Source organism: Candidatus Nanopelagicales bacterium (genome assembly GCA_018003655.1).
Lineage (GTDB): Bacteria > Actinomycetota > Actinomycetes > S36-B12 > UBA10799 > JAGNDY01.
In genome coordinates, this window is sequence record JAGNDY010000003.1 from 16,760 (window position 1) to 41,757 (window position 24,998).

Below are 24,998 nucleotides of genomic sequence, written 5' to 3' on the forward strand. Positions count from 1 at the left end.
TCGCCGACGCCACCCATGTCGGGTATTCACACCGAAGGGGGTTCCAGTGCCTCTGTCAGAGCATGAACAACGGCTGCTCGAGCAGATGGAGCGTGCGCTGCATGCTGAAGACCCCCGCTTGGCCTCGGCACTACGTACTGGCTCAGGACGCTCGGTCAACGGCCGACGCATTGCCCTCGGCTCGCTCACCCTGATCGTCGGTTTGAGCGGACTCCTCGGCGGAGTCATCACCTCGTTGGCGGTCTTGGGTGTTGTCGGGTTCCTCGTCATGCTCGGTGGTGTGCTGGTAATTGGATCGGCTCTGCGCGAGCCCAAGAAGCAAACTCAGGAAGCGTCGGGTTCGGCGGGATCCAAGCCATCTCGCGGTAAGTCAAAATCTGCAGCCGGATCCTCGGGGTTCATGTCAAAGGTCGAGGAACGCTGGCGCAAGCGACGCGAAGGTGAAGGGCTCTAAGCTGCCCGCGATTCAGCTCGCTGATCAACTCCCCGGTCCCATTGCATACGTCCTAGCTGGTGGCGCATCCTATGGAGCCGTTCAGGTCGGCCAGTTGCGCGCGTTAGCGCGAACCGACATCCGTCCAGATTTTGTCGTGGGAACTTCCGTCGGCGCGCTCAATGGCGCTGTGGTCGCCGAAGATCCGGACTTAGCCGCCGACCGACTCGCAGCGTTGTGGTCGAGTGTCACGCGGGAGATGGTGTTCGGGAAGATCTCGTCGACAGCGTTCCGAATGGTTCAAGGTGAACCGGCGGCTGTTGACAGCGAGTCGTTGCGGCTGTTCATCGAATCGGCGATGGTGTCGAGGGACTTCGCCGATCTGAAGATTCCACACACTGCTGTCACCACTGACTTCGATACCGGTGAGGTCGTGCCGCTAAGGCAAGGTGACCTCCTGTCGGCCGTCATGGCAAGTGCGGCGATCCCCGCCGTCTTTCCCCATGTGGAACGTGACGGGCGGATCCTGGTTGATGGGGGAGTCGTTGCCAACGTCCCCATCAGTGTTGCCGCGGAGCAGGGTGCCGAGACCTTTGTCGTCCTCGACTGTGGATTCACACTGGTCGCCGCCCAGCGTGACGACACTTTCTTCAGCAACATCATGCGAATGGCCGCGATCATGGCTGCCCAGCAGGTTAAGCGGGATCTGGAGAAGGTTGCCAGCAAGACCGTGCTCTATTTGCCCGGACCGTGGCCCATCGCGACCCGTCCGGACAACTTTAAACGGAGCCAGGAACTCGCTGCCGCTGCCTATGAGCTCTCGTTGGGCTGGCTTCAGTCACTGGAGATCGCCGGACCTGGCCGGTACGGCAGCGCCCCCGCCGACTGGTTGACCAGTCCTGTTCGCTCCGAGTGATCGTTCCCACCTGCAAAGACCCCGAGGAACTCGCGGGGCGCCTGGTGGGCGAGGATTTGCTTGCTTCTGTTTGATGTTCGTCAAGAATCCACTCGAAAGGTGCCTGCACGTGACTGTTCATCCTGCCCAACTCGGCCGCTTCCTCGACGACTTCGAAGTTGGCGACGTGTACCAGCACCCGTTCGGGCGCACCATTTCCGAGGCCGACTCGACATGGTTCACGTTGTTGACGTGCAACACCAACCAGAATCACTTCAACGCGCACCTTGCCGAATCCAACCCGATCACGGGTGGACGGATCATCGTCAACTCTGGATTCACGGTGGCCTTGGTGCTCGGGCTGTCGGTGATTGACATGAGCCAGAACGCGGTTGCCAATCTTGGGTGGACCGACATCAAGCTGACCCACCCTGTGTATGTCGGCGACACTCTCTACGCAGAGTCGATTTGCCTGGACAAACGCGAGTCGGCCAAGCGACCCACCATGGGCATCATCACTATGAAGACCCGCGCACTCAATCAGCACGGCGATGAGGTCGTGTCCTACAAGCGCTCAGTGATGGTGCCCAAACGCGAATCTGGCATTGGGCAGGATTATTTCCCCGCCGCCAAGAACGGTCCGCTGGAACTTCCTGACGAGGGCTGACCCACAGTCCGTTTCGCACGTCGCAGCCCGGAGAGTCGATTCGTTCGATCCTCCGGGCTGCTGCGTTGGACCTGATTGAGCATGACTCTGGGTGATCGTGGCCGGAAGTGGCCCCTAGGGGTTGATGGTGGAGGAAAAGGGAGTACGGTGGGGGGCGAACTGCTCGAACAGCGACCCAAGGGGAGGTGGGGACGATGTTCCTTGGTACCCATTCCCCGCGCCTGGATGACAAGGGCCGCCTTGTTCTGCCTGCCAAGTTCCGTGACGGATTGGCCGACGGGGTAGTCCTTTCCAAGGGCCAGGATCGGTCTGTGGTCGTGTGGCCCGCCGAGGAATTCGGCGAGTACGCCGCCAGGATTCGCGAGGCATCGCGCACCGATGCGCGTGCGCGGGCCTATTCGCGAGTGTTGTTCTCGGCGGCGTCCGACGAAGTTCCAGACAAGCAAGGGCGGATCAGCATCCCATCGCAACTGCGCGACTATGCCGGCCTGGATCGCGAATGCATTGTCGTCGGAAATCACGCAACGATCGAAATCTGGAATCCCCAGGCATGGGATAGCTACCTCGCTGCGCAAGAACCTGAGTTTGCCGACTTGTCCGAGGAGGTGGTCCCCGGACTCTTCTGACCCGTTCACCCAGGCCCCTGCCCGCCCAATGACGTTATCGTTTCGGGTCACCTTCCCCGGCCCCGAAGCGAGTTGCCCGGCGATCTTCCCCGACGCCGGGACCGCAGTGCGGGCGGGGACCTGGCTGAATGATTCGGTCGATGGTGCTCGGATTCCAATAGCCCAGACCACATCCGCGAACTCAAGCTCGCGCACTTCACCCAAACCTGAACCGGCCAGTCACTTCGCCGAAGGGAGGCCGCCATGCACGTACCCGTAATGCTCGACCGGTGCATCGAACTGATGGCGCCTGCCCTGGCAGCTGAGGGTGCCCAGATGGTCGACGCGACGCTGGGGCTCGGCGGCCATGCCGAGGCGTACCTCGACCGGTACCCCAATATTCGTCTGCTGGGCGTCGATCGCGACCCCAGCGCACTCGCTGCGTCAGCGGAGCGCCTGGCCCGGTTTGGAACCCGCGTGACCCTCGTTCAGGGTGTTCACGAGGAGCTTGCGACCGTCCTGGACGACAACTGCCCGGGGGGCATCAACGGGATCCTGTTCGACCTTGGCGTTTCCAGCATGCAACTCGATCGGCCGGAACGTGGATTCTCCTACGCCCGCCAGGCGCCGCTTGACATGCGCATGAATCCGGCCGACGAGCTGACGGCGGCGATCATCGTCAACGAGTACCCCGAGGCCGAGCTGGTGCGCGTGCTTCGCCACTACGGCGAGGAGAAGAGCGCAAAGCGAATCGCTGCGGCCATCTGCGCCCGGCGAGCTCAGTCTCCGCTGACAACCACAACCGAGCTCGCAGACGTAGTTCGCGGTGCCATACCTGCGGCACTCAAGCGGACCGGCGGCAATCCGGCAAAGCGGACATTCCAGGCCCTGCGTATCGAAATCAACCGGGAGTTGCAGGGTTTGCCAGCAGCCCTTGACGCTGCGATTGCCGCGCTCATCGTGGGTGGCCGGATCGCCGCATTGGCGTATCACTCGTTGGAGGACAGGATCGTCAAGCAACGGTTTGCGCGCCAGGCGAAGGTGACGGCCCCCGACAGACTGCCTGTGATTCCGGCCGACGCGCGGCCTTCGTTGCGCCTGCTAACCCGGGGTGCGGAGGTACCGTCTGAGGCAGAAGTCGCGGAGAATCCCCGCGCAGCGTCCGCCAGGCTACGAGCCGCTGAGCGTGTGAGGGAGGCAGCATGACCGCGGTGCCCCACGAGGGTCTTCGCCGTGCGCCCCGTCGCCCTCGGCCGGGGGCGCGCGTAGTGAGGCCCGGCGGAGCAACGTCACGGTCGGGTGCGCCGAACGTTGGTGGCCCGGTTCTGAGTGCTTCCGCGGCGTCGGCGTCCGTGTCGGCAGGGGTTGCGGCGCCCTCGTGGTCCGGCGATGTCCTCGCGGGCAACAAAATCCGGCTCGTTCTCGCCGGTCGACGTCTGCGAATGGGCAGTGGCGCGTTCGTGCTATTTGTCCTGGGATCGCTGACAATGACGCTGATTGTGCTGCTCTTCCTCAATACCTCGCTTGCCGAGGACAGTTTCCGATTGCTGAACGTTCGGCAAGCCTCGAAGGACCTCACGATTCGGGAACAGACCCTCAGTGAGCAGTTGGCCGCCGCGGAATCGCCCGTGGGGCTTGAGCAACGCGCCCGCGATCTGGGGATGGTCCCTGCCGGCAGCCCGCTGTTCCTGCGCCTGTCCGATGGCAAGATCCTTGGTCAGTCCAACCCCGCGTTGGCGCCCCCGGCGCCGAAGGCCAAGAAGGCCAAGCCCAAACCAGCCGACTCGGCAGCAGGCGGAGCCACGGCCGCTGGCGGCGAGACTCCAGTTGACGGTCAGACCGGCTTCTCCGGTGGCATCGGCGGAGAGACGCCGGTGGGGGTCTCAACTCAGTGGACTGACAGTGGCGAAATCATTGACCCCACCACCGGTCGGCCGATGTTGCCCGCGCCAACCACCGCGCCCGGCGGTGAGCAGTCCGTGGGGCTGATTCCGAGCGGAGCACGGTGAGCATTTCGTCTCCACCGCGGCCACCGCGGCAGTCCGGCGAGTCATCGCGAGATCGTGGGCGGCGATCGGCAGGCAAGCGGCCGGACAGCGGTGCCACTGGATTGATTGGGCGCCTGTACGCCTCGGCCAAGGCGCCGTTCCGGCTCAGTGATGGCAAGGGGCGGTTGCGCGCGCTGTTGCTCGCCGCGTTGTTTGTCTTCACGTTGTTCGGGGCCCGGCTGATCGATCTCCAGGCGATCCACGCAGATGCGATGGCCGCAGAAGCGCGGGGTTCCCGGACTGTCACCGTGACGGTACCGGCCGAACGGGGAACCATTTACGACTCCAATGGCGTTGCGCTTGCCCAGTCCATCCCGGCTCGCGACGTCACGGTCGACCCCTACGAGGTGAAGAACCCGACCGACTACGCGGCCAAGTTGTCCCCGATCGTGGCCGTATCGGAGGCGAAGATCCTCCAGGCCCTCACGCCCCGGACGAATGCCGCCGGCCGAGAGGTTCATTTCGCCTACATCGCTCGCAGGGTCACGCTTGACGGCTGGAACCAGATCAACGCGATGGAGCTCCCCGGCATCTTCAGTGAACCAGCCTCAAAACGGGTCTATCCGTCTCAATCACTGGCGGGCAACCTGCTGGGTTACACGAACTTCGAAGGTGTCGGTGCCGCCGGACTTGAGAGTGCCTACAACCAGCAGCTCGCGGGCGTGGATGGCAAGAAGACGTTCGAACGGTCCGCTACCGGAGGGGAGATCCCGACCGGCAGCGGTAGCGAGACGCAGGAAACGCCTGGCACCAGCCTGCACCTGAGTATCAATCGGGACTTGCAATGGATCGCGCAACAGGCAATCACCAAGCGGGTCAAGGAAATCAAGGCCGACAGCGCAGTCGTCGTCGCGATGGAACCAGCGACCGGCCGCATCGTCGCCCTGGCGCAGGCCCCGACTGGCAACCCGAACGACGCGAACATCAAAGAATCCGACCTTCGCAACCATGCGATCGACCAAGCATTCGAGCCCGGCTCCACCAGCAAGGTCATGACCATGGCCGCCGTCCTCAACGAGGGCAAAGCGGATCCGTCAACCGTCATCCGGGTTCCGAATCAGCTACTCCGCGGCGGCACTTACTTCCACGATGACGTCAGCCACCCGGTGTACAAGATGACTCTCGCCGGCGTTTTGGCACAGTCCAGCAACATCGGCACTATCCAAGCCGCCGAGAAGATCGGCGGACCGAAGCTGTACGAGTATTTGCAGCGCTTCGGTGTCGGGCAACCGAGTGGATTGGGTCTGCCGGGGGAGACCACCGGCTACGTGCCACCGCCAGAGAAGTGGTCACCAACGTCGTTCCCAACGATTGCGTTTGGTCAGGGTTTGTCGGTCAACGCCATCCAGGCAGCAAGCGTCTTCGCGACCGTGGCAAACGGCGGCGTGCGCGTGACGCCCCAGGTCATCGACTCCAAGACGCTGCCCGACGGCACGACGGAGCAGGCGCCCGCTCCCAACTCCGTACGAGTCGTCTCCGATGAGACGGCCAAGACGCTCATCACGATGATGGAGGAAGTGGTCGGCAAGCACGGCACCGCCCCGATGGCCGCTATCGACGGCTACCGAGTGGCTGGCAAGACCGGAACCGCGTTCCGCTACGACGATAAGAAGGGCCGCTACGACGGCTACGTCGCGTCGTTCATCGGCCTCGCACCTGCCGACGATCCGAAGCTGGTGGTCGCGGTGATTTCGCAGAACCCGAAGGCCGAGCACTTCGGCGGCGTCACCGGTGGCCCCGTCTTCAAAGAGGTCATGAGCGCTGCACTGCAGATGATGAAGGTCCCACCATCGGGCACCAAGGCACCTGAGCTACCGCTGCATGCCCCGGGTTCCACCAAGGGTGGCCCGTGGAACTGGGACAACTAGGCCGGACCATGGTTCGCCCCACTCCGGTTGCTCGACCTCTTGGGCAACTGCAGGACATCCTGCCCGTTGCCAAGGAGTTCGCCGAGGTGACCGTGACGGGGATTTCGTTGGATTCCCGTCAGATCGTCCCCGGCGACATATACGCGGCGCTGGCCGGTGAGCACCACCACGGCGCGGAATTTTCCTCCGATGCCGTTGCGGCTGGCGCAGTCGCAATCCTGACCGATCGGCAAGGAGAGCGCGTTGCCAGCGAGCTCGCCGTTCCAGTGCTGGTTGCCGAGGATCCGCGAGCGTTGCTTGGCGCAGTCTCCGCGTGGGTCTACGGCAATCCGAGCCAGCGCATGACCCTGATCGGCGTGACGGGAACTGACGGCAAGACCACCACCACGATGTTCCTCGAGGCTGCGCTGAGGGGCTGCGGGCACCCCACCGGGCTCATCGGAACGATCGTTACCAGCTTGAACGGTGAGGAACTGCCATCCGTGCGAACCACCCCGGAGGCACCCGATCTGCAAGCCCTGCTTGCCGTGATGCACGAGCGCGGCGTCACCCATGTGGCGATGGAGGTGTCGAGTCACGCCCTTGCACTGGGCCGAGTGAACGCCATCGACTTCGACCTGGCGATCTTCACGAACTTGGGCCACGACCACCTCGATTTCCATGGCGACCAGCAGCACTATTTTGAAGCCAAGGCGGCGCTGTTCACCCCCAGCTACGCTCGGCGAGCGTTGATCTGTGTCGATGACGAGTGGGGTCGTGAACTCGCGGCCAGGGCCGCCATTGCCACCGACACCTACTCCGTGTGGGAGCCGACACTGGCCGCAAGCGCAGCTGGCGCCGATTGGCAGGCAGCCAAACTGACCGGCAGAGGTGTCGGCTGGTCCTATGAGTTGTCGCACGGGACGGGCCACGTGGTGGCTGGCACGTCGGTGCCAGGTGTCTTCAACGTGCGCAATGCGGTGGCTGCGACCGCCGCGGCAGTCCTGGTCGGTTGTCCGCTGGCTGCGGTCGTTCGATCAGTGAGGGAGTACCCGGGGGCGCCTGGGCGAATGGAGTCGGTGAGTTCAGACCGGCCGTTCGCCGTACTGGTCGACTACGCGCACACCCCGGATGCCGTCGAGCGAGCACTGCTGGTTGGAAGGGAAACTGCATCCCGAACGGATGGCAGACTGCTCGTCGTGCTCGGCTGCGGCGGGGATCGAGACCGTGCCAAACGACCCAAAATGGGTGCCACAGCGGTGCGCCTCGCTGACGTGGTCATCATTACGGACGACAATCCTCGATCAGAGGACCCGGCCGATATTCGTCGGGAGATTCTTGCCGGAGCCTGGTCGGTCACGGACGGTCCGGTTGGCACGGTGGTGGAACGAGCCGGTCGGGAGGAAGCGTTGCAGGAGATAGTGGCGCTCGCCAAACCGGGCGACGTCGTGATGGCATTGGGTAAAGGTCACGAAGTTGGCCAAGAGATCGCCGGAGTGGTGCACCCCCTCGATGACCGCGCTGTGTTGCGCGCAGCTCTGACCCCGGATCAGCGATGATCCCGATCTCGCTCGCTGAGGTAGTCGCTGCGGTAGCAGGGACGGCGCCATGGCTACCCGAAGCTGCTAACACGATGGTCACCGGTGACGTCTTGCACGACTCCCGCAAGGTGAGCAATGGTGACCTGTTTGTCGCCATCGCTGGCGACTCCTACGACGGACACGACTTTGTCGCCGACGCGTTGGCCGCCGGCGCGGTGGCGGCGATTGTCAGTAGACCAACCGAGGGCCGAACCATTGAGGTCGCCGACTCGGTCTCGGCGTTGGGACTGTTGGCCCACGCGGTGCTGGCCCGATTGCCGAACACGCGGGTCGTTGCCTTGACCGGCTCAAGTGGGAAGACCAGCACGAAGGACATGCTCGCCGCAGTGTTTGGCGCGGCTGGTCCCACCGTCGCACCTGCCGGATCGTTCAACAATGAGTTGGGTCTGCCCATGACCGTGCTCAGTGTCGACGCCGATACGCAGTGGCTGGTGTTGGAGATGGGTGCGCGATCGATCGGTCACATTCAGACTCTGTGCGAGATTGCTGCCCCCGATGTCGGCATGGTGCTCAACGTTGGGTCGGCCCACGTCGGCGAATTCGGTGGAGCGGACAAGATCGCCGAGGCGAAGTCGGAATTGGTCGCGGCGCTGAAGCCCAGTGGCACCGCCGTGCTCAACGCCGATGACCCACGAGTGTCGACCATGGTGCAACTGACTCGGGGACGCGTCTGGTGGTTCGGCTCAGGGGCCGACTGCCACGTGCAGATCGTGTCGGTTGAACTCGACGAACTCGCACGACCGACCGTGGTGCTGCGAATCCTGGACGAACTCTTCACAGTCCCGCTGCAAACCCACGGCGCCCACCAGGCCCTCAATGCCGCCGCCGCTGCGGCCGCTGCAGCATCGGTGGGTATCCCGGCGCGGGAGATCGTCGACTCGTTGGCGAAGGCCCGCGCAGCAAGCAGGTGGCGGATGGAAGTGACGCAGACCGCCGATGGCGTCACGGTTGTCAACGATGCGTACAACGCCAACCCAGAGTCGATGGCAGTCGCATTGCAGGCGCTGGCTTCGATGGGTACTAACCGAAAGACGTGGGCGGTCCTGGGCGAGATGCTTGAGCTTGGCGATGACTCGTTGACCGCCCACGACGCGACGGGTCGACTTGCTTTGCGGCTCGGTATTGATCGGGTCATTGGAGTCGGGCCGGGTGCGCGACGTATCGTGCTCGGGGCAGCCAGTGAGGGCTACTTCAACGGTGAGGCCGAAGCTGTCCCTGACCTCAAGGCAGCCGCAGCTCTACTGAAGGAAGGCGTTGAACCAGGTGACATCGTGTTGCTGAAGGCGTCTCGAGCTGTTGGCTTGGAGCGATTGGTGGGCTCAATCATCGAGGACCACGGAGGCAGCACAGCGTGATCTTCGTGCTGGTCTCGGCGGGCATCGCGCTGCTGACGACGTTGTTCTTCACCCCATTCCTCATCAAACTCCTGCGGCGACGCGGTCTGGAACAAGCCATCCGGGTCTCCACGGTGGAGGAGCCGTACCCCGAGCATTCGGGGAAGCTGGGTACACCATCCATGGGTGGTGCCGCGATCATCGTCGCCGTCTTGCTGGGATACGCGGCCTCACACATCGTGGCCCAACGCGCGCCGACGGCTTCTGGTTTGTTGGCGCTGTACCTGATGGTCGGCCTCGGCACTGTAGGGCTGATCGACGATTACATGAAGATCTTCCGACATCGCAGTACCGGCATCCGGGCGCGAACCAAGTTGATCGGCCAGGCAGTCATTGCGGTCAGCTTCGCGTGGTTCGCCATTCAGTTCCCCGATTCCGACGGCATCACGCCAGCATCCCGGGCAATCTCGATCGTGCGTGACACTCCGTTGGTGCTGCCAACGGCGGTGTTCATGCTGTGGATCTGGTTCCTGGTCACCGCGACCACGAATGCGGTCAACCTGACCGACGGATTGGACGGGCTGGCGACAGGGGCCTCGGTGATGACTTTTGTCGCGTACACCCTGTTGGCGGTGTGGCAGTACGGCCAGAGTTGTTCTCTTGAGGTGTTCAGCCGCTGCTACGAGGTTCGTGACCCGTTGGATTTGGCCATCCTCGCGTCTGCCCTCGCGGGAGCGTGTTTTGGCTTCCTCTGGTGGAACACGTCGCCAGCTCAGATCTTCATGGGAGACACCGGCTCGCTGGCTCTCGGTGGAGCGATCGCGGCTCTCGCGGTGCTCACCCAAACCGAGATGCTGTTGCCTTTCCTGGGCGGGATATTCGTGTTGGTGGCACTTTCAGTTATCGGCCAAGTTGGCTCCTTCAAACTCACGGGCAAGCGGATGTTCCGGATGGCTCCGCTACACCACCACTTCGAGATGAAGGGCTGGGGAGAGGTCACCATCGTGGTGCGGTTCTGGATCATCCAAGGCTTGCTCATTGGGGTGGGGTTAGGCCTCTTCTACGGTGAATGGGTACGGGCCTGATGTCGGGGATGGCCTCGTGGGTCGATCGCAGGGTGACTGTCGTCGGCTTGGGGATCGCCGGTTTTGCCTGCGCTGACGCGCTGATGCAACGCGGGGCGACGGTCACGATCGTGGATGCCGCCGACGGCGCCGCCCAGCAGGAAAGAGCGTCCGTGCTGGGAATTTTGGGCGCAGTGACACGGCTCGGACAGGAACCCAGGGTCGACCGCGATTGCGACCTGCTGGTCGTCTCACCAGGAGTCCGCCCGGGTGCTGGTGTGATCCGAGAAGCTCAAGCGCATGGAACGCCCGTCTGGGGCGAACTCGAACTCGCCTGGCAGCTTCGAGGCGACAACCCAGCAGCCTGGTTGTTCATCTCCGGGACCAACGGCAAGACCACGGCCACGCTGATGCTGGAATCCATGCTCAAGGCGGCCGGAAAGATCACGGCTGCGGTTGGCAACATCGGCGTAAGTCTGGTGGAGACTGTCACCTCCGGGATCGACTTCGACGTGTTGGCGATCGAGGTGGGTGCGCCGCAATTACCGTTCGTTCACTCCGTCAGCCCGTTGGCATCGGCGTGCCTGAACGTGGCGGAGGATCACGTGGATCACTTTGGTTCCTTCGAGGCATACGTCGCCGCCAAGTCCCAGGTCTATTGGCGAACCCAACGCGCCTGCATCTACAACGCCGAGGATGCCATGACCGAGCAGATGGTTCGCGACGCAGAGGTGGTCGAGGGCTGCCGAGCCGTTGGATTCACCCTGGGCATCCCGAGCGTCTCGATGCTCGGCGTGGTGGACGACTTCCTCGTTGATCGCGCGTTCGTGGACAACCGCCAAACACACGCCCAGGAACTGGCCAGTGTCGCGGATGTGCGACCCGCCGCACCTCACAACGTCGCCAACGCGTTGGCCGCCGCCGGGCTGGCTCGTGCGTACGGCGTACCGGCCGGTGCGGTTCGGGAGGGGCTGCGGAACTTCACTCCGGCCGAACATCGCATAGCCGAGGTCGGAATGGTCAATGATGTCCGATATGTGGACGATTCGAAGGCGACGAACTGCCACGCGGCCCAGACCAGTCTGAGCGCCTATGAGTCGGTGGTGTGGATCGCTGGGGGCCTGGCAAAGGGTCAGCGCTTCGACGAATTGGTCCAAGAGACTGCCGGACGTATGCGTGGGGTCGTCTTACTCGGGCAGGACCGGGGAGTAATCCGCGAAGCACTAGCCCGACACGCGCCGCAGGTGCCCGTGGAAGAGGTGGCGTCGACGGAGACTAGGGCGATGGCCGAGGTCGTTTGGCTAGCGCAGCAGATGGCGCAACCAGGCGACACGGTGTTGCTCGCTCCTGGCTGCGCGTCGTGGGACATGTACCGCGACTACACAGCTCGTGGCGATGCCTTCACTGACGAGGTCAAAGTACTGATTGAGCGGGCGTCGGGTACGTCTGAGGGTTAGTCGCGTGGGAGGGAGCCGCCGGTGAGTTTCAGCGATCCCTACCGACGGCGCAACCGAGCCACTGAAGCGGCTGTCTCCGAGCCACGCCAGATATCGGTCACTGATTCCGACCAATCGTCCGGCAGCCGCGCTGATCGGGCCCCGGCGGAGCGTCGAAAGCTCTTCTCGCTTGGCAAGGCGATGAAGCATCCGCTGGCCGACTACGGCTTCCTGCTCGGCGCGGTCATGCTCCTCATCGTTGTCGGCCTGATCATGGTGCTGTCGGCCTCGACCGTTTTCTCGTTTCGCAGCACTGGCTCGAGCTACACGCTGTTCATTCGCCAGGCGATGTTCGCCGTACTGGGGATCATCGCGATGTTCGTGCTCTCGCGAATGCCGATCAACTTCTTCCGGCGAATGGCGACGCCGGCTCTGATCGCGTCCGTGATCACCCTCCTGCTGGTGTTGGTCCCGGGCATTGGCGTCAGCGTCAACGGCCAGCGGAACTGGATCTCTCTTGGCGGACCCTTCCGACTCCAGCCGAGTGAGTTCGCCAAGTTCGCGCTGATCCTCTGGGTTGCCGACCTTTTGTGCCGAAGACGGGACAAGGTTGAGGGCTGGAAGTCACTGCTCATGCCGCTGGCCCCCGTCGCCGGCGCCGTGGTCTTCCTCATTCTGATGGAAGGTGACCTAGGTACGACTCTGGTCATCATGCCGATCGTCGCTGCGATCCTGCTCATCGCTGGCGCACCGATGAAGCTCTTCGGGTGGATGGGGGGCGCGGTACTCGCGCTCATCGGGTTGATGTCGGTCACCACGCCGTACCGGTTGCAACGGTTCGCCACCTGGCTCGACCCAGCAAGCGATCCAACGGGCGCGGGTTGGCAGGTCATCCACGGGCAATACGCCCTGGCTACCGGGGGGTGGTGGGGCGTCGGCCTCGGTGCCAGCCGGGAAAAGTGGGGTTTCCTCCCGGAGGCGCAAACCGACTTCATCCTCGCGGTGATCGGCGAGGAACTCGGACTCGTTGGCACGATCAGTGTGCTCACACTCTTTGCCGTGGTGGCGATCGTCATCGCCCAGATTGCGATGCGAACTGGTGACGAATTCGTGCGGTTGGCGACCACGGGCGTGGGCATCTGGGTCGTCATGCAGGCACTGATCAACATTGGTGCGGTGCTGGGCGCATTGCCGATCACCGGATTGCCGCTGCCGCTGGTCTCGTACGGAGGCTCCTCGCTGACATTCACACTGATGGCCGTGGGGATGTTACTTGCGTTTGCGCGCGCTCAACCGAAAGCGCAGGCATTCCTCGCGCAGCGTGGCGGTGCCAAGAAAGGTCGACGCAGGCGAACCGGCGACCCGTCGAAACGCAGACGCCGTCGGAAGACGCCGTCGGTGGCTGAAGGCACCGATGCCGGGTCGACCCGGGAGTCTCGGAGCCGGACAGCTCGGACCACCTCCGGTCGGACCAGCATGGGTCGGAAAAGCAAGGCCAAGACCAGCGCCGATCGGCACTCAACTGATGAGCCGGACACGCAGTCGCGTGGGCGACGGTCTGAGAAGAAGGCCGCGAAATCACGGGCCAGCTCAAGTCGGGCAACGTCGTCGCGGAGTTCTGGCAAACCCCGCCGCCAGTCCGAGGATCGGCAGCGGTGAGGGTACTGCTCGCAGGGGGAGGAACAGCCGGACACGTAGAGCCGGCACTCAACCTTGCCGACGTCTTGACCGCACGGGATCCCGCCACCGAGGTCGTGATGCTGGGAACCGAGCGCGGACTTGAGATGCGGCTGGTGCCCGAGCGAGGCTACGACCTTGAGCTCATCACTGCGGTACCGATGCCGCGGCGCGCCAATGGCGACCTCATCAGACTCCCCAACCGGCTCCGCACCTCCGTTCGGGAGGTGCGGGCAATCATGGCTAGACGCCAGTCAGAGGTGGTGGTTGGCTTCGGTGGTTATGTCGCGATGCCTGCCTACCTCGCGGCGCGCCGGCGGCGTCCGATCGTCATCCATGAGGCAAATGCCAAAGCTGGCTTGGCCAACCGGGTCGGAGCGCGTTTTACCCCATTCCTGGCAGAGGCCACCCCGGGCGCGCTTCCTCATGCGATCACGCTCGGCATTCCGTTGCGCCCAGCCATCGTTGCCCTCGATCGCGGCGCGCAACGACAGGAGGGCCGGATCGCCTTCGACCTCGATCCGGATCGGCCATGTTTATTCGTTTTCGGTGGTTCGCTGGGCGCGCGTCGAATCAACGAAGCGGTCGTCGCTGCCCTTCCACAGCTCGTTGCCGAGGGCGTTCAGGTGCTGCACGCCATCGGTACCAACAACTCCGACCAGGTCGCCGATGTCCCAGCGCAGTGTCTGCCCCATTACCGAGCCGTGACCTACATCGACCGGATGGACCTCGCCTATGCCGCCGCCGATCTTGCCCTGTGCCGAGCCGGTGCGATGACTTGTGCCGAACTCGCTGCGGTTGGACTCCCAGCGATCTATGTTCCGCTACCCATTGGCAACGGTGAGCAGCGGCTAAATGCCGCGCCCACGGTGGCAGCCGGCGGTGGAGAGTTCCTCGCCGATGCGGACTTGACCGCCGACCGGATCGCCGCTCAAGCCACGGCCTTGTTAGCCGACCCGAAGGTTCGCGAGAGGATGTCCGCAGCGGCGGCCGCACATGGCGTTCGGGATGCTGGCGCGCGATTGGCCGACATGGTGGAGTTGGCCATCCGATGAGTGGAGATTCCGTGGTCGATTCGATACCAGAGATGAATTCGCTGGGCAAAGTCCACGTCGTGGGCATAGGCGGCGCGGGGATGTCGGGAATTGCCCGGATCCTGCTCGCCCGCAGCGTTGCCGTGTCTGGCAGCGACGTCAAGGATTCTCGCCGAGTCGCTGCCCTGCGCGCGCTCGGGGCGGACGTGCACATCGGCCACGACGCGGCGAACCTCGGGGATGCCGAGACTGTCGTGATCTCAACGGCGATCAAGGAGCGCAACCCGGAGCTTATTGAGGCCCATCGACGCGGTTTGCTCGTACTGACGCGCGCACAGGCGCTGGCGATGATCATGGCGCAGTGTCGCGGGGTTGCTGTCGCCGGCACCCACGGGAAGACAACGACCACCTCGATGTTGACGGTGGCGCTGCAGCACTGTGGTGCCGACCCGTCTTTCGTCATCGGTTCCGAGCTCAACGAGTCTGGATCGAACGCTCACTCAGGCACCGGTGAACTGTTCATCGCTGAGGCTGACGAGAGCGATGGGTCGTTCCTCCAATTGGGCGCGCTGGCCGGAACCGTCACCAACGTCGAGCCCGATCACCTTGACTACTGGGGAACGTTCGGGGCCGTCGAGCAAGCGTTTGACCAGTTCGTCGTTGACATCTCCAACCGCGGTGGCTTCACGGCCATCTGCATCGACGATCCCGGTGGCTCCAGCCTCGCCGACCGCACGATCGCGGCCGGAGCCCATGTCCGCACCTACGGCGAACGATCCGATGCCGAGTATCGGGTTGAGATTCTGGAAAACCAGGGCGCGGGATGGAAGTTCGACGTTGTGGTCAGGGGAGTGCGGACTGGGCCAATTACCCTGTCTGTGCCCGGTCGCCACAACGTTCTCAACGCCACTGCGGCGCTGATCTGCGGCCTCGGACTCGGCTTCCCCGCGGCTTCACTACGGGAGGGGCTGGAAGCCTTCAGCGGGACCCGGCGCAGGTTCGAATTCCGCGGTCAGGCCGACGGAGTCCGCGTTTACGACGACTACGCTCACCACCCAACCGAGATCGCGGCCACTTTGAAAGCCGCGCGGGACGTCGTCGGAGACGGCCGGCTTGTGGTGGCGTTCCAAGCGCACCACTACTACCGGACAGCGCTGTTCAGCCGAGAGTTTGGCGAAGCGCTCGGGCTGGCAGACGAGGTTGTGGTGTTGGAGGTATTCGCACCTGGCGAGGAGCCGATCCCAGGAGCGAGTGGCCAGATGATGGCAGAAAACGTGGCCTTGCCCGCCGAGAGTGTCGTCTTCGAACCGTCGTGGTCCAAGGTCCCGATGGAGCTCGCCGCTCGAGCGCATTCCGGCGACATCGTGATGACGCTCGGGGCCGGTGATATCTCGATGATGGGACCGGAGGTTCTCTCGCTATTGGAGCGCCGGGAACGGGATTCGGTGCAGGCTGCCCAGGCGGGACTCCCATCATGAGTACCATGCTTGAGCCTCCGCGCCTCGATGGCCTGGAAGGACCACCACCGCGCCGAAGCCGCATTTCGTTCTTTCGCCGTTTCTCCCGTCGGACCTACACCATCGGTGGGGTGATTCTCGCCCTGCTGGTGGGTGTCGCGGTCTGGCTGATGTTCTTTTCTTCGGTCTTCGGAGTCAGGAACATCGTGGTCGAGGGCCTGCGGGTCATTCAACCCAGCGAGATCGGTCAGCGCGCCGAGTTGCGATCAGGTGAGCCACTGGCTGGCATCGACACAGGTGCAATCGAATCGCGGGTGCGGGGAATCGCTGCCGTTGATTCGGTCAACGTCAGCCGCCGTTGGCCGAACACAGTCGTCATCGACGTGGTCGAGCGAGCCCGCGTCGGAGTCATCAAACTCGACGCGGGCTATGCCGTGCTCGACGCCAACGGTTACGCATTTGAACAGGCCAAGAAGCGCCCGCGCGGCCTGCCGATCCTTGACGCGCCAGAGGGACCCATCCGGGCAGCCGTGGTTGCCGTGGCTGCCAGCCTGCCGCCGGACATCCTCAGTGCAGTTGCCACCATTCATGCTGACTCCGTGCAGAGCGTCGTTTTGGAAATGCGGTCAGGAGCGACCGTGTTCTGGGGCAGTCCCGCGGACGCCGAGCTCAAGGCGCAAGTCTTGCGAGCGCTGATCGCGAAGAAGAAGTACAAGTGGTTCGACGTGCGTTCGCCGCAGTCACCGACGTCCGCCGCGGCCTCGCCAGTGCCCGCACCGCCACCCAGTCCGACCCCAACGGACTCCGCCTCACCAACCGCAGAAGCCGGCCCGGGCACCCCCGATGCGGCCCAAACACCTGGGGCAACGCCCATTCCGCAGGGTTCAGCGGGCGTGCTGATTCCCGCGCCTCGTGCCCAGCAAGCAACGCCGACCGGGACTTCCGGCCGTACCCCATCACCGACGTCGGCGGCCAGGTAGCTCACTGTTCAGCGGCCGGATTGTGGGTCAAGCTGAACCAGAGCCTCAGAGTTGTCCGCATTTACCGCTGTCAACGCTGGCAATCGCTGGGAATCGCCGACGAATCGCGGCGTTTATCTGCGGAGTTCCTTGCAGGGCCTATCGCGTCAGCCTAATGTTCGAGCAACCGCAGAGACGCGACTGATGACCATCAACTAAACGTTGAGGGTTGAGCGGATCAGCGGCCAACTTCCCTAGAGTTTCGGCCCACCCGGGTCGAGTTCCGCATGTCCAGATTGACCCGTAGGCACCGCAACGTCTGCGAGCCAAAACCGCGCAAGTAACGAGAGGACCACGCCGTGGCAGCCCCGCAAAACTACCTAGCCGTTATCAAGGTCGTCGGCATCGGCGGCGGCGGCGTGAACGCCGTCAACCGCATGATCGATGTTGGCCTCAAGGGTGTTGAGTTCATTGCGATCAACACCGATGCGCAAGCACTGCTGATGAGCGACGCCGACGTCAAGCTCGACATTGGCCGTGACCTCACCCGCGGACTTGGTGCTGGAGCTGATCCAGAGGTCGGTCGCAAGGCCGCAGAGGATCACCAGGACGAGATCGAGGAAGTTCTTCGCGGAGCCGACATGGTCTTCGTCACTGCCGGTGAAGGAGGCGGAACCGGCACCGGTGGCGCTCCGGTGGTCGCCAAGATCGCTCGCACCCTCGGTGCATTGACTATCGGTGTCGTTACCCGCCCGTTTGGGTTTGAAGGTCGCCGCCGCGCGACTCAGGCCGAGAGCGGAATCGACGGTCTTCGCAGCGAGGTCGACACCCTCATCGTGATCCCCAATGATCGACTGCTCTCGCTGGCGGATCGTTCCATCAGCGTGATCGATGCCTTCCGGCAAGCCGATCAGGTGCTCCTGCAGGGCGTTTCCGGAATCACGGACCTCATTACGACTCCGGGTCTGATCAACCTCGACTTCGCCGACGTCAAGAGCGTCATGGCGGGAGCCGGTTCGGCGTTGATGGGAATCGGCTCGGCCCGTGGCGAAGAACGTGCGCTCGGTGCTGCTGAGATGGCAATCTCCAGCCCATTGTTGGAGGCAAGCATCGAAGGGGCCCACGGCGTCCTGCTGTCGGTCGCCGGCGGTTCCGATCTTGGTCTGTTCGAGATCAATGAGGCCGCGCGGATGGTCGCCGAGGCAGCGCACCCCGAGGCGAATATCATCTTCGGTGCCGTCATTGACGACACCCTCGGAGACGAGGTTCGGGTGACGGTTATCGCTGCCGGGTTCGACGGTGGTCAGCCACTACCGCGCAAGGCAACTGCCGGTGGCCGCGCGTTGGTTGGCAATCCAATGTCCACCACCGACAAGCCGCGGCCCACGCAGCCTGCTCAGACGCCGGAGACGGTCGATCTGGCGGCGGTTGAACGCAAGGCTGAGGTCGGTCGCCCGCTTTCACCGACATCGCGCACCATCGCGTTCGATGACCCGGCAGAGGCCGCAGCTGACCTCGACGTGCCCGACTTCCTGAAGTAGGGCGAACCCGGGCGATGTGGACCGGGATACTTCCGCACGACATCGACAGTCGGACGTCGGCCGGCCGGTGGGCGCAATGGTCGTTCACCAGCCGGGTCGGCGGGGCCAGCCGGCCTCCGTTCGACAGCCTGAACCTCGCTGACCACGTTGGCGATGATCGCCTGGCGGTCGAGCGGAATCGCACTCTGCTCGCCGATTCGCTGGGAGAGCCAGCAGTATCAACGGCCTTCCTAGCCGCCGAGCACGGCGCGAACGTTGAGGTAATAACGAACGTGCCCTGGACCGCGTCAGTCGGTTGCGATGCGTTGGTGACCAGTCGGGCGGACGTTGCCATGGTGGCACTGGCAGCTGACTGTGCCCCAATCGTTTTGGCCGACACTGCCAATGGTGTGGTCGCCGTGGTTCATTGCGGCTGGCAGGGCCTGGTCGCTGGCGTCGTCGACGCCGCAGTCAGTCGGATGCGCTCCCAAGGCGCGGATCCGGCCGCGACGTGGGCGCTGGTGGGGCCAACGATTTGCGGAGCCTGTTACCAGGTACCGGAACAACGGCGGCAGGAGGTGATCTCGGTGGTACCAGCAGCTCGCGCGATCACCGCCTCAGGCGAGCCTGCGCTCGACGTGCGGGCAGGGGTGTGTGCCCAACTCGAGGCCGCCACCATCGCCTTCTCAACCATTGGTGGCTGCACTGCCGAGTCCGACGACCTGTTCTCGTTCCGGCGTGATGGCGTCACCGGTCGCCAGGCTGCCGCAGTCGTGTTGCGAGAGCGACCATGACCAATCGTCGTGCGGAAATCGAGGCACGCCTGCTGGCAGTCCGCCAAGAGATTGCGCAGGCGGTTGTCGACTCAGGTCGCGATCGTGCGGACGTCACTCTCATCGTCGTCACCAAGACCAAGCCAGCCAGCGACCTGCATCTGTTGGCCGATCTCGGGGTCACTGAGGTGGGCGAAAACCGAGACCAGGAGGCGCGCGAAAAGCATGGCGAGTGCGCGGACCTAGCGCTGAGATGGAACTTCATCGGCCAGTTGCAGACCAACAAGTGCCCATCGGTTGTTTCCTACGCTGATCGAATCCATTCGGTTGACCGCGTCAAGCTGGTCAACGCGCTGTCGAGGGCCGTGATCGCGCGACGCGAGGCTGACGGGGCCGGCTCGGTTCCCGACCTGGAATGCCTCGTTCAGGTGAACCTGGATCCGATGGCAGCGGCGGTTGGATCACCCGGCCATCGCGGCGGTGTCCAGCCCGCCGAGGTGCGCGGGATCGGGGATGCGATTGCCCAGGCCGACGGGTTGCGGCTCGGTGGCTTGATGGCAGTGGCCCCACTGGGTGAGGACCCCCGACCGGCGTTCGAACGCCTGCGGGAAGTGTCCGACAGAATCGCGGATGGACACCCATCCGCCACGATCATCTCCGCTGGCATGAGTGGAGATTTTGTAGCTGCGATAAAAGCAGGTGCGACACACGTCAGGATGGGTGCGGCGGTGCTCGGGCACCGTCCAACTGTCAGGTAACGTCGGCAATCGGCAGCGGTTCCCCACGCGGTCGGTCCGATGCAAAAGCAGGGAGTGAGAGCATGGCCGGCGCAATGCGCAAAATGGCGGTATACCTCGGTTTGGTCGAGGACGAGTACGACGACGAGTACACGTACGACAGCGGTGCGGGGAACAGTCGTGACCGTGATGACGAGCGGGGCGCGCCGCGTGCCGATCGTGATCAGGTCCGGACGAACGACACCGTCCGGGTCACCGAACGCGATGAGGATGACCTCAGTCGCCGACGGGTCGCGGCCGACCGCCCCACGCGTGACTGGCGGACCGAGACGGTTGCCCAGGAGCCCGTTGGATCCCATCCCGCAGGCACCCGCGCCAAGCCGACGCGCCCAGTTCCAGCGAAGTTGGGTGCCGAGGGTCTCAAGATCACCACACTGCATCCGCGCAGCTACAACGATGCGCGTCGTATCGGCGAGGAGTTCCGCGCTGGTACGCCGGTCATCATGAACCTCACCGAACTCGACGACACCGACGCGAAGCGCATTGTGGACTTCGCCGCCGGGCTGGTATTCGGGTTGCGTGGCTCCATCGAGCGGGTCACGAATAAGGTCTTCATGTTGTCCCCGGCGAACGTGCAGGTAGGTGCCGATCAAGCTCGCGCACACCTTGAGCAGGACGGCCTGACAGTCCGCCGGTAGCCAGTTCGAACGGTGAACGGTTCACCGTTGCGTACTGGCAAGCAACCGTTCGGATTTCGGGTTACTGACAATCGAGGGATGGGCAGGGAGACGTCGTGTCCAGCGTCGGCGAGATCATTGCGACAGTCCTGTGGCTGTACTTCGTCGTTCTCCTTGCTCGGTTCGTCATTGACCTGATCCAGATGCTCTCGCGGACGTGGCAGCCGAGCGGATTCATGCTCGTGGTGGCTGAGTTCGTCTTCACCCTGACCGACCCGCCCTTGAAGCTCTTGCGGCGATTGATCCCACCCTTGAAGATCGGCAGCATCACGCTGGACCTATCCTTCATCGTGTTGATCATCGCGTTGCAAATTGCGATCCAACTGGCGCTGTCGATCTAGTCAGTTCGCGCTGGGACCACCGTCTGGCCGTTGACAGTTCGTGCCCGAGGTCGCTGAATTCTTCAGGCGCGGGTGATTGAGAAGGTCAGTTCGAGGTCCGCGACCTGCGTGGCTTCAAGACCGGTGAGCGATCCTTCGACGAACTCGGTCGCCAAAACCTCGCCCGCGATGGTTTCGCTGTACTCCCGCAAGGCACTGGCCGTGGCATCGTCGGATGCTTCCCACCGCAACGCGATGCGATCGGTTACCTCGAAGCCTTGGTTCTTTCGCGCCTCCTGCACCTCCCGAACAACGTCGCGGGCTAGGCCGAGGCTGCGCAGTTCGGCGGTCAATGTCAGATCAAGGGCAACTGTCTCGCCACTGTCCGTTGCGACGGCCCAGCCCTGTCGGGGCCGCTGTGTCACCACCACGTCGGCGGACGTCACCGTCACCGTCTGACCGTCCAGGGCCAGTTCCGCAGCCCCCGTGGCCTCGAGTTGGTCGACCAAGGCGCGCGGATCATTCGCCCCGATGAGCGTCGCGATCGCGGGTGTTTGCTTCCCGTACCGCTTGCCCAGTTCCCGGAAGTTCGCTTTTGCGGATATCTCAACCAGATCCTGGTTGGTGGCGGCGAGGTCCTCGATTGCCATGACGTTGATCTCGCTGATGAGTTCCGTCACCAGATCGGCTGGCAGCTGTGCCCAACCGGTTGCCGACACCAGTGCCCGGGACAGCGGCTGGCGCGTTTTCATCTTTGAGTTCGCCCGGGCAGCCCGGCCCAACTCGACCAGGCGACGCAACAGCGCCATCTGGTCGGCCAGCTCACTGTCAACGAGGGAATGCGAACTCTCTGGCCAGCCCGCCAAGTGCACGGACTCGGGATTGTTGGACTCGGTGGAAACGAAAAGGTCACCCCACACGCGTTCGGCAATGAACGGGGTGAATGGCGCCATCAGCAGTGTGACGGTGCGCAGACACTCGTGCAAGGTCGCCAATGCGGCGATGTCGCCATCCCAGAATCGGCGACGCGACCGCCGCACGTACCAGTTCGACAAGTCGTCGATGAACGTTGAGATCAGCCGTCCAGCGACCTGGGTGTCGTAACGGTTGAGCGCATCCTCGACTCCGACAACCAACCGGTTGGCCTCCGATACCGCCCAACGATCCATCGAGCAGCGGGTAGCTGCTGGCGGGATGTCGGAGGCGCCAGGGTCGAACTCGGCAATCCGGCCGTAGAGGGACAGGAAGCTCGCGGTGCTCCAGAACGTGAGTAGGACTTTGCGAACCGTCTCGGTGATCGACTCATCGCTGACGCGTCTGCCTTGCCACGGTGATCCGGAGGCCAACATGAACCAGCGCAGTCCATCGGCGCCGTGGCGATCCATCAACCCGATCGGCTCGACAACGTTGCCCAAGTGCTTGCTCATCTTGCGACCATCGGCGTCCAGGATGTGGCCCAGGCACAGGACGTCCTTGTAGGCCGACTCATTGAACGTCAGCACCCCAACCGCCATTAACGTGTAGAACCAGCCACGCGTCTGATCGATCGCCTCGCAGATGAAGTCGGCTGGATAGCGCTGATCGAAGATGTCCTGGTTGGTGTGCGGGTATCCCCACTGGGCAAACGGCATCGCGCCTGAGTCGTACCACCCGTCGATGACTTCTGGCACCCGATACGACGTCAGTTCGCAGTCTTGGCAGGCGATCGTGATGTCGTCGACGAATGGCCGGTGCGGATCGAACCCGTCGAGGTCCCGGCCCGCCAGTGCACCCAGTTCGGCGAGTGACTCGACGCACACGGTGTGGCCGTTGGCACAACGCCAGATCGGCAGGGGAGTACCCCAATAGCGGTTGCGAGACAACGCCCAGTCGACGTTGTTCTCAAGCCAGTCGCCGAAGCGTCCCAGCTTGATGTTCTCCGGGAACCAGTTGGTTCCCGCATTGGCGTCGAGTAGCTTCTGTTTGATCGCGGTGGTGCGGATGTACCAGGACGGTTGTGCGTAGTAGAGCAGCGGAGTATGGCAGCGCCAGCAGTGCGGATAGGCGTGCTCATAGTCGCGCCGAGCAAACATGAGCCCACGGGCTTCCAGGTCGGCGACGAGGGCAGGGTCGGCCGATTTGAAGAACTCACCACCGACCAGGGGTACTGATTCTTCGAACGTTCCATCGGCTCGGATCGGGTTGATTACGGGCAATCCGTAGTCGCGGCAGATCGCCAGGTCGTCGGCGCCGAACGCGGGTGCCAGGTGCACCAGACCGGTGCCGTCCTGGGTGGTGACATAGTCGCCGCGGACAACGAAGTGCGCGTCTGGGACGTCGATCAGTTCGAACGGTCTGGCGTAGCTAGCCCGCTCAAGCGCAGTGCCGAGGAATCGCTCCAGCACCTCGTATCCCTCACCCAGAACGGCTTGCGCCAACTCGGAGGCGACGACGACTTTCTCCCCGTCGGCCAGCGCCGCGAGGAGGTACTCGGCGGTCGGCTTGACCGCGACCGCCGTGTTCGACACCAGCGTCCACGGGGTGGTCGTCCAGACCAGCAAGTTCACGTCGCCATACCGATCGGCCACGTTGCCGCCGGTCAGCGGGAAGCGGACGTACACCGACGGGTCAACGATGTCCTCGTAACCCTGCGCCAGCTCATGATCGGACAGGCCCGTTCCGCACCGAGGGCAATACGGCGCGACGCGATGGTCTTCGCTGAGCAACCCAGCGTCGAAGATTCGCTTCAGTGACCACCAGACACTCTGGATGTAGGAGGTATCCATGGTCCAGTAGGCAGCATCCGTGTCGACCCAGTAGCCCATACGCTCGGTGAGCTGTTCGAACTGATCGACGTGCCGGACAACCGATTCCCGGCACTTCTGATTGAATTCGGCGATCCCGTATGCCTCAATGTCGCCTTTGCCGCCGAAACCAAGCTCCTTCTCAACCGCAAGCTCAACCGGCAGACCGTGACAATCCCAGCCGGCTTTCCGGGGAACGTTGAAGCCCTGCATGGTCTTGAAGCGTGGGAAGACGTCCTTGAAGACGCGCGCCTCCACGTGGTGGGTTCCAGGGGTGCCGTTGGCTGTCGGGGGGCCCTCGTAGAACACCCAAGACGGGCCTTCCGCAGTTTGAGCGAGGCTGCGATGGAAGACGTCTTTGTCATTCCAGAAACGCAAGACCTCGCGCTCCATGGCGGGCAGGTCGATCCTCGGTGGCACGGCGCGATACACGACCGCAAGGTTACGGCAAGAAGGCACCGCCCCCCGACAGTCCGCTGGCAATGAGGCTCCCGCTGGACTGTCGGGTTGCTCACAGCCTGTCGAACCAATATCGTCCGCCGGACGGGGGTGCGGCTCTCTAGACTGTTCAGCAACGCCAACGAAGGGGATTTCATGCCGAGCAAACGTGGTGTCAGAGCTGATGAGTCGCCATGGACCAAGGCAGAGCTTGCTGGGGTACGTGATGAGCTCGAGGCCGACCAGGCGCGACTCAAAGAGGAGTTGCAGGTCACTGAGGAGGGAATCGCAGACTTGGTTCGCGACTCCGGTGACGGCGCCGGCGACGACATTGCCGATGCCGGTTCCAAGACCTTTGAGCGCGAGCAGGAGATGTCACTGGCGGACAACGCCCGGGATCTGCTCTCGCAGACCGAGCGGGCACTTGAGCGCCTGGATTCTGGTACTTACGGCATCTGTGAGTCTTGCGGTGGACCGATCGGTAAGGCTCGCCTGCAGGCCTTCCCACGGGCGACTCTGTGCATGAGTTGCAAACAGGCCGAGGAACGCGCGTAACTGCCCGCCGATGCGCTGTTGACACCAGCGTGGCAGCCCGGACCGCAGGGGCGAGCTAGTGCGGCGCCAAGGCCGCCC

General features: G+C 63.6%; 22 protein-coding genes. 21 read left to right on the forward strand and 1 reads right to left on the reverse strand.

The annotated features are described in order from the left end of the window. Positions 1-46 precede the first annotated feature (46 nt). The 20 genes from KAZ48_01260 (at position 47) to KAZ48_01355 (ending at position 21,165) form a co-directional block, all read left to right on the forward strand. A complete protein-coding gene (locus KAZ48_01260; GenBank protein ID MBP7971395.1) occupies positions 47-454 on the forward strand; it encodes a DUF3040 domain-containing protein in 408 nt (135 codons plus the stop codon). Next, a complete protein-coding gene (locus tag KAZ48_01265) occupies positions 441-1,349 on the forward strand; it encodes a patatin-like phospholipase family protein (GenBank protein MBP7971396.1) in 909 nt (302 codons plus the stop codon). Before KAZ48_01260 ends, KAZ48_01265 begins: the two co-directional genes overlap by 14 nt. A 109-nt stretch (positions 1,350-1,458) precedes the next feature. Beyond that, complete coding sequence (locus KAZ48_01270) at positions 1,459-1,995, forward strand: MaoC family dehydratase (protein MBP7971397.1); 537 nt, start codon at positions 1,459-1,461, stop codon at positions 1,993-1,995. Between the two features lie 194 nt (positions 1,996-2,189). Beyond that, complete coding sequence (gene mraZ, locus KAZ48_01275) at positions 2,190-2,621, forward strand: division/cell wall cluster transcriptional repressor MraZ (protein ID MBP7971398.1); 432 nt, start codon at positions 2,190-2,192, stop codon at positions 2,619-2,621. A gap of 243 nt (positions 2,622-2,864) precedes the next feature. Continuing rightward, positions 2,865-3,806, forward strand: coding sequence for a 16S rRNA (cytosine(1402)-N(4))-methyltransferase RsmH (gene rsmH, locus KAZ48_01280; GenBank protein MBP7971399.1), 942 nt, complete (start codon positions 2,865-2,867; stop codon positions 3,804-3,806). A 146-nt stretch (positions 3,807-3,952) separates the two neighbouring features. Then, positions 3,953-4,609: a hypothetical protein gene (locus tag KAZ48_01285; protein ID MBP7971400.1), complete on the forward strand. Its 657-nt coding sequence runs from the start codon at positions 3,953-3,955 to the stop codon at positions 4,607-4,609. Further along, entirely contained in the window at positions 4,606-6,516 is a 1,911-nt protein-coding gene (locus KAZ48_01290; protein MBP7971401.1) for a penicillin-binding protein 2, read from the forward strand. Before KAZ48_01285 ends, KAZ48_01290 begins: the two co-directional genes overlap by 4 nt. Then, positions 6,498-8,054 (forward strand): UDP-N-acetylmuramoyl-L-alanyl-D-glutamate--2,6-diaminopimelate ligase, encoded by a 1,557-nt coding sequence (locus KAZ48_01295; GenBank protein MBP7971402.1) that lies wholly within the window; start codon positions 6,498-6,500, stop codon positions 8,052-8,054. The genes KAZ48_01290 and KAZ48_01295 overlap by 19 nt, the downstream gene beginning before the upstream one ends. Further along, the gene (murF, locus tag KAZ48_01300; GenBank protein MBP7971403.1) at positions 8,051-9,451 is read left to right on the forward strand and encodes a UDP-N-acetylmuramoyl-tripeptide--D-alanyl-D-alanine ligase; all 1,401 of its coding nucleotides are present in this window, start codon (positions 8,051-8,053) and stop codon (positions 9,449-9,451) included. The genes KAZ48_01295 and murF overlap by 4 nt, the downstream gene beginning before the upstream one ends. Beyond that, complete coding sequence (locus tag KAZ48_01305; protein MBP7971404.1) at positions 9,448-10,515, forward strand: phospho-N-acetylmuramoyl-pentapeptide-transferase; 1,068 nt, start codon at positions 9,448-9,450, stop codon at positions 10,513-10,515. Before murF ends, KAZ48_01305 begins: the two co-directional genes overlap by 4 nt. Beyond that, complete coding sequence (locus KAZ48_01310; GenBank protein MBP7971405.1) at positions 10,500-11,951, forward strand: UDP-N-acetylmuramoyl-L-alanine--D-glutamate ligase; 1,452 nt, start codon at positions 10,500-10,502, stop codon at positions 11,949-11,951. Before KAZ48_01305 ends, KAZ48_01310 begins: the two co-directional genes overlap by 16 nt. A 21-nt stretch (positions 11,952-11,972) precedes the next feature. Then, positions 11,973-13,589, forward strand: a complete 1,617-nt coding sequence (gene ftsW, locus KAZ48_01315) for a putative lipid II flippase FtsW (protein MBP7971406.1) — start codon at positions 11,973-11,975, stop codon at positions 13,587-13,589. After that, complete coding sequence (gene murG / locus KAZ48_01320) at positions 13,586-14,662, forward strand: undecaprenyldiphospho-muramoylpentapeptide beta-N-acetylglucosaminyltransferase (GenBank protein ID MBP7971407.1); 1,077 nt, start codon at positions 13,586-13,588, stop codon at positions 14,660-14,662. The genes ftsW and murG overlap by 4 nt, the downstream gene beginning before the upstream one ends. 32 nt (positions 14,663-14,694) lie before the next feature. Next, positions 14,695-16,119, forward strand: coding sequence for a UDP-N-acetylmuramate--L-alanine ligase (locus KAZ48_01325; protein ID MBP7971408.1), 1,425 nt, complete (start codon positions 14,695-14,697; stop codon positions 16,117-16,119). A 5-nt stretch (positions 16,120-16,124) separates the two neighbouring features. Then, entirely contained in the window at positions 16,125-17,078 is a 954-nt protein-coding gene (locus KAZ48_01330) for an FtsQ-type POTRA domain-containing protein (protein MBP7971409.1), read from the forward strand. Positions 17,079-17,416: 338 nt separating this feature from the next. Next, positions 17,417-18,598 (forward strand): cell division protein FtsZ, encoded by a 1,182-nt coding sequence (gene ftsZ / locus KAZ48_01335; protein ID MBP7971410.1) that lies wholly within the window; start codon positions 17,417-17,419, stop codon positions 18,596-18,598. Positions 18,599-18,612: 14 nt separating this feature from the next. Then, positions 18,613-19,371: a laccase domain-containing protein gene (locus KAZ48_01340; GenBank protein ID MBP7971411.1), complete on the forward strand. Its 759-nt coding sequence runs from the start codon at positions 18,613-18,615 to the stop codon at positions 19,369-19,371. Next, complete coding sequence (locus KAZ48_01345) at positions 19,368-20,108, forward strand: YggS family pyridoxal phosphate-dependent enzyme (protein ID MBP7971412.1); 741 nt, start codon at positions 19,368-19,370, stop codon at positions 20,106-20,108. Before KAZ48_01340 ends, KAZ48_01345 begins: the two co-directional genes overlap by 4 nt. Positions 20,109-20,170: 62 nt before the next feature. After that, positions 20,171-20,785, forward strand: a complete 615-nt coding sequence (sepF, locus tag KAZ48_01350; GenBank protein ID MBP7971413.1) for a cell division protein SepF — start codon at positions 20,171-20,173, stop codon at positions 20,783-20,785. 95 nt (positions 20,786-20,880) lie between these two features. Beyond that, positions 20,881-21,165 (forward strand): YggT family protein, encoded by a 285-nt coding sequence (locus KAZ48_01355; GenBank protein MBP7971414.1) that lies wholly within the window; start codon positions 20,881-20,883, stop codon positions 21,163-21,165. A gap of 62 nt (positions 21,166-21,227) precedes the next feature. Here the strand turns inward: KAZ48_01355 and KAZ48_01360 are convergent, their stop codons facing one another. After that, positions 21,228-24,320 (reverse strand): isoleucine--tRNA ligase, encoded by a 3,093-nt coding sequence (locus KAZ48_01360; protein ID MBP7971415.1) that lies wholly within the window; start codon positions 24,318-24,320, stop codon positions 21,228-21,230. A gap of 201 nt (positions 24,321-24,521) precedes the next feature. Between KAZ48_01360 and KAZ48_01365 the strand changes: the two genes are divergently transcribed. Next, positions 24,522-24,920 (forward strand): TraR/DksA family transcriptional regulator, encoded by a 399-nt coding sequence (locus KAZ48_01365; GenBank protein MBP7971416.1) that lies wholly within the window; start codon positions 24,522-24,524, stop codon positions 24,918-24,920. Positions 24,921-24,998: the final 78 nt, after the last annotated feature.

What these genes read in the sequence shown, in the direction of transcription:
- KAZ48_01310 (MBP7971405.1), top strand. Translation starts at nt 10,500, where the DNA reads ATGGGTACGGGCCTGATGTCGGGGATGGCCTCGTGGGTCGATCGCAGG.
- KAZ48_01330 (MBP7971409.1), top strand. Translation starts at nt 16,125, where the DNA reads ATGCTTGAGCCTCCGCGCCTCGATGGCCTGGAAGGACCACCACCGCGC.
- murF (MBP7971403.1), top strand. Translation starts at nt 8,051, where the DNA reads ATGATCCCGATCTCGCTCGCTGAGGTAGTCGCTGCGGTAGCAGGGACG.
- sepF (MBP7971413.1), top strand. Translation starts at nt 20,171, where the DNA reads ATGGCCGGCGCAATGCGCAAAATGGCGGTATACCTCGGTTTGGTCGAG.
- KAZ48_01340 (MBP7971411.1), top strand. Translation starts at nt 18,613, where the DNA reads ATGTGGACCGGGATACTTCCGCACGACATCGACAGTCGGACGTCGGCC.
- rsmH (MBP7971399.1), top strand. Translation starts at nt 2,865, where the DNA reads ATGCACGTACCCGTAATGCTCGACCGGTGCATCGAACTGATGGCGCCT.
- KAZ48_01325 (MBP7971408.1), top strand. Translation starts at nt 14,695, where the DNA reads ATGAATTCGCTGGGCAAAGTCCACGTCGTGGGCATAGGCGGCGCGGGG.
- mraZ (MBP7971398.1), top strand. Translation starts at nt 2,190, where the DNA reads ATGTTCCTTGGTACCCATTCCCCGCGCCTGGATGACAAGGGCCGCCTT.
- KAZ48_01360 (MBP7971415.1), bottom strand. Translation starts at nt 24,320, where the DNA reads ATGGAGCGCGAGGTCTTGCGTTTCTGGAATGACAAAGACGTCTTCCAT.
- KAZ48_01345 (MBP7971412.1), top strand. Translation starts at nt 19,368, where the DNA reads ATGACCAATCGTCGTGCGGAAATCGAGGCACGCCTGCTGGCAGTCCGC.
- KAZ48_01365 (MBP7971416.1), top strand. Translation starts at nt 24,522, where the DNA reads ATGCCGAGCAAACGTGGTGTCAGAGCTGATGAGTCGCCATGGACCAAG.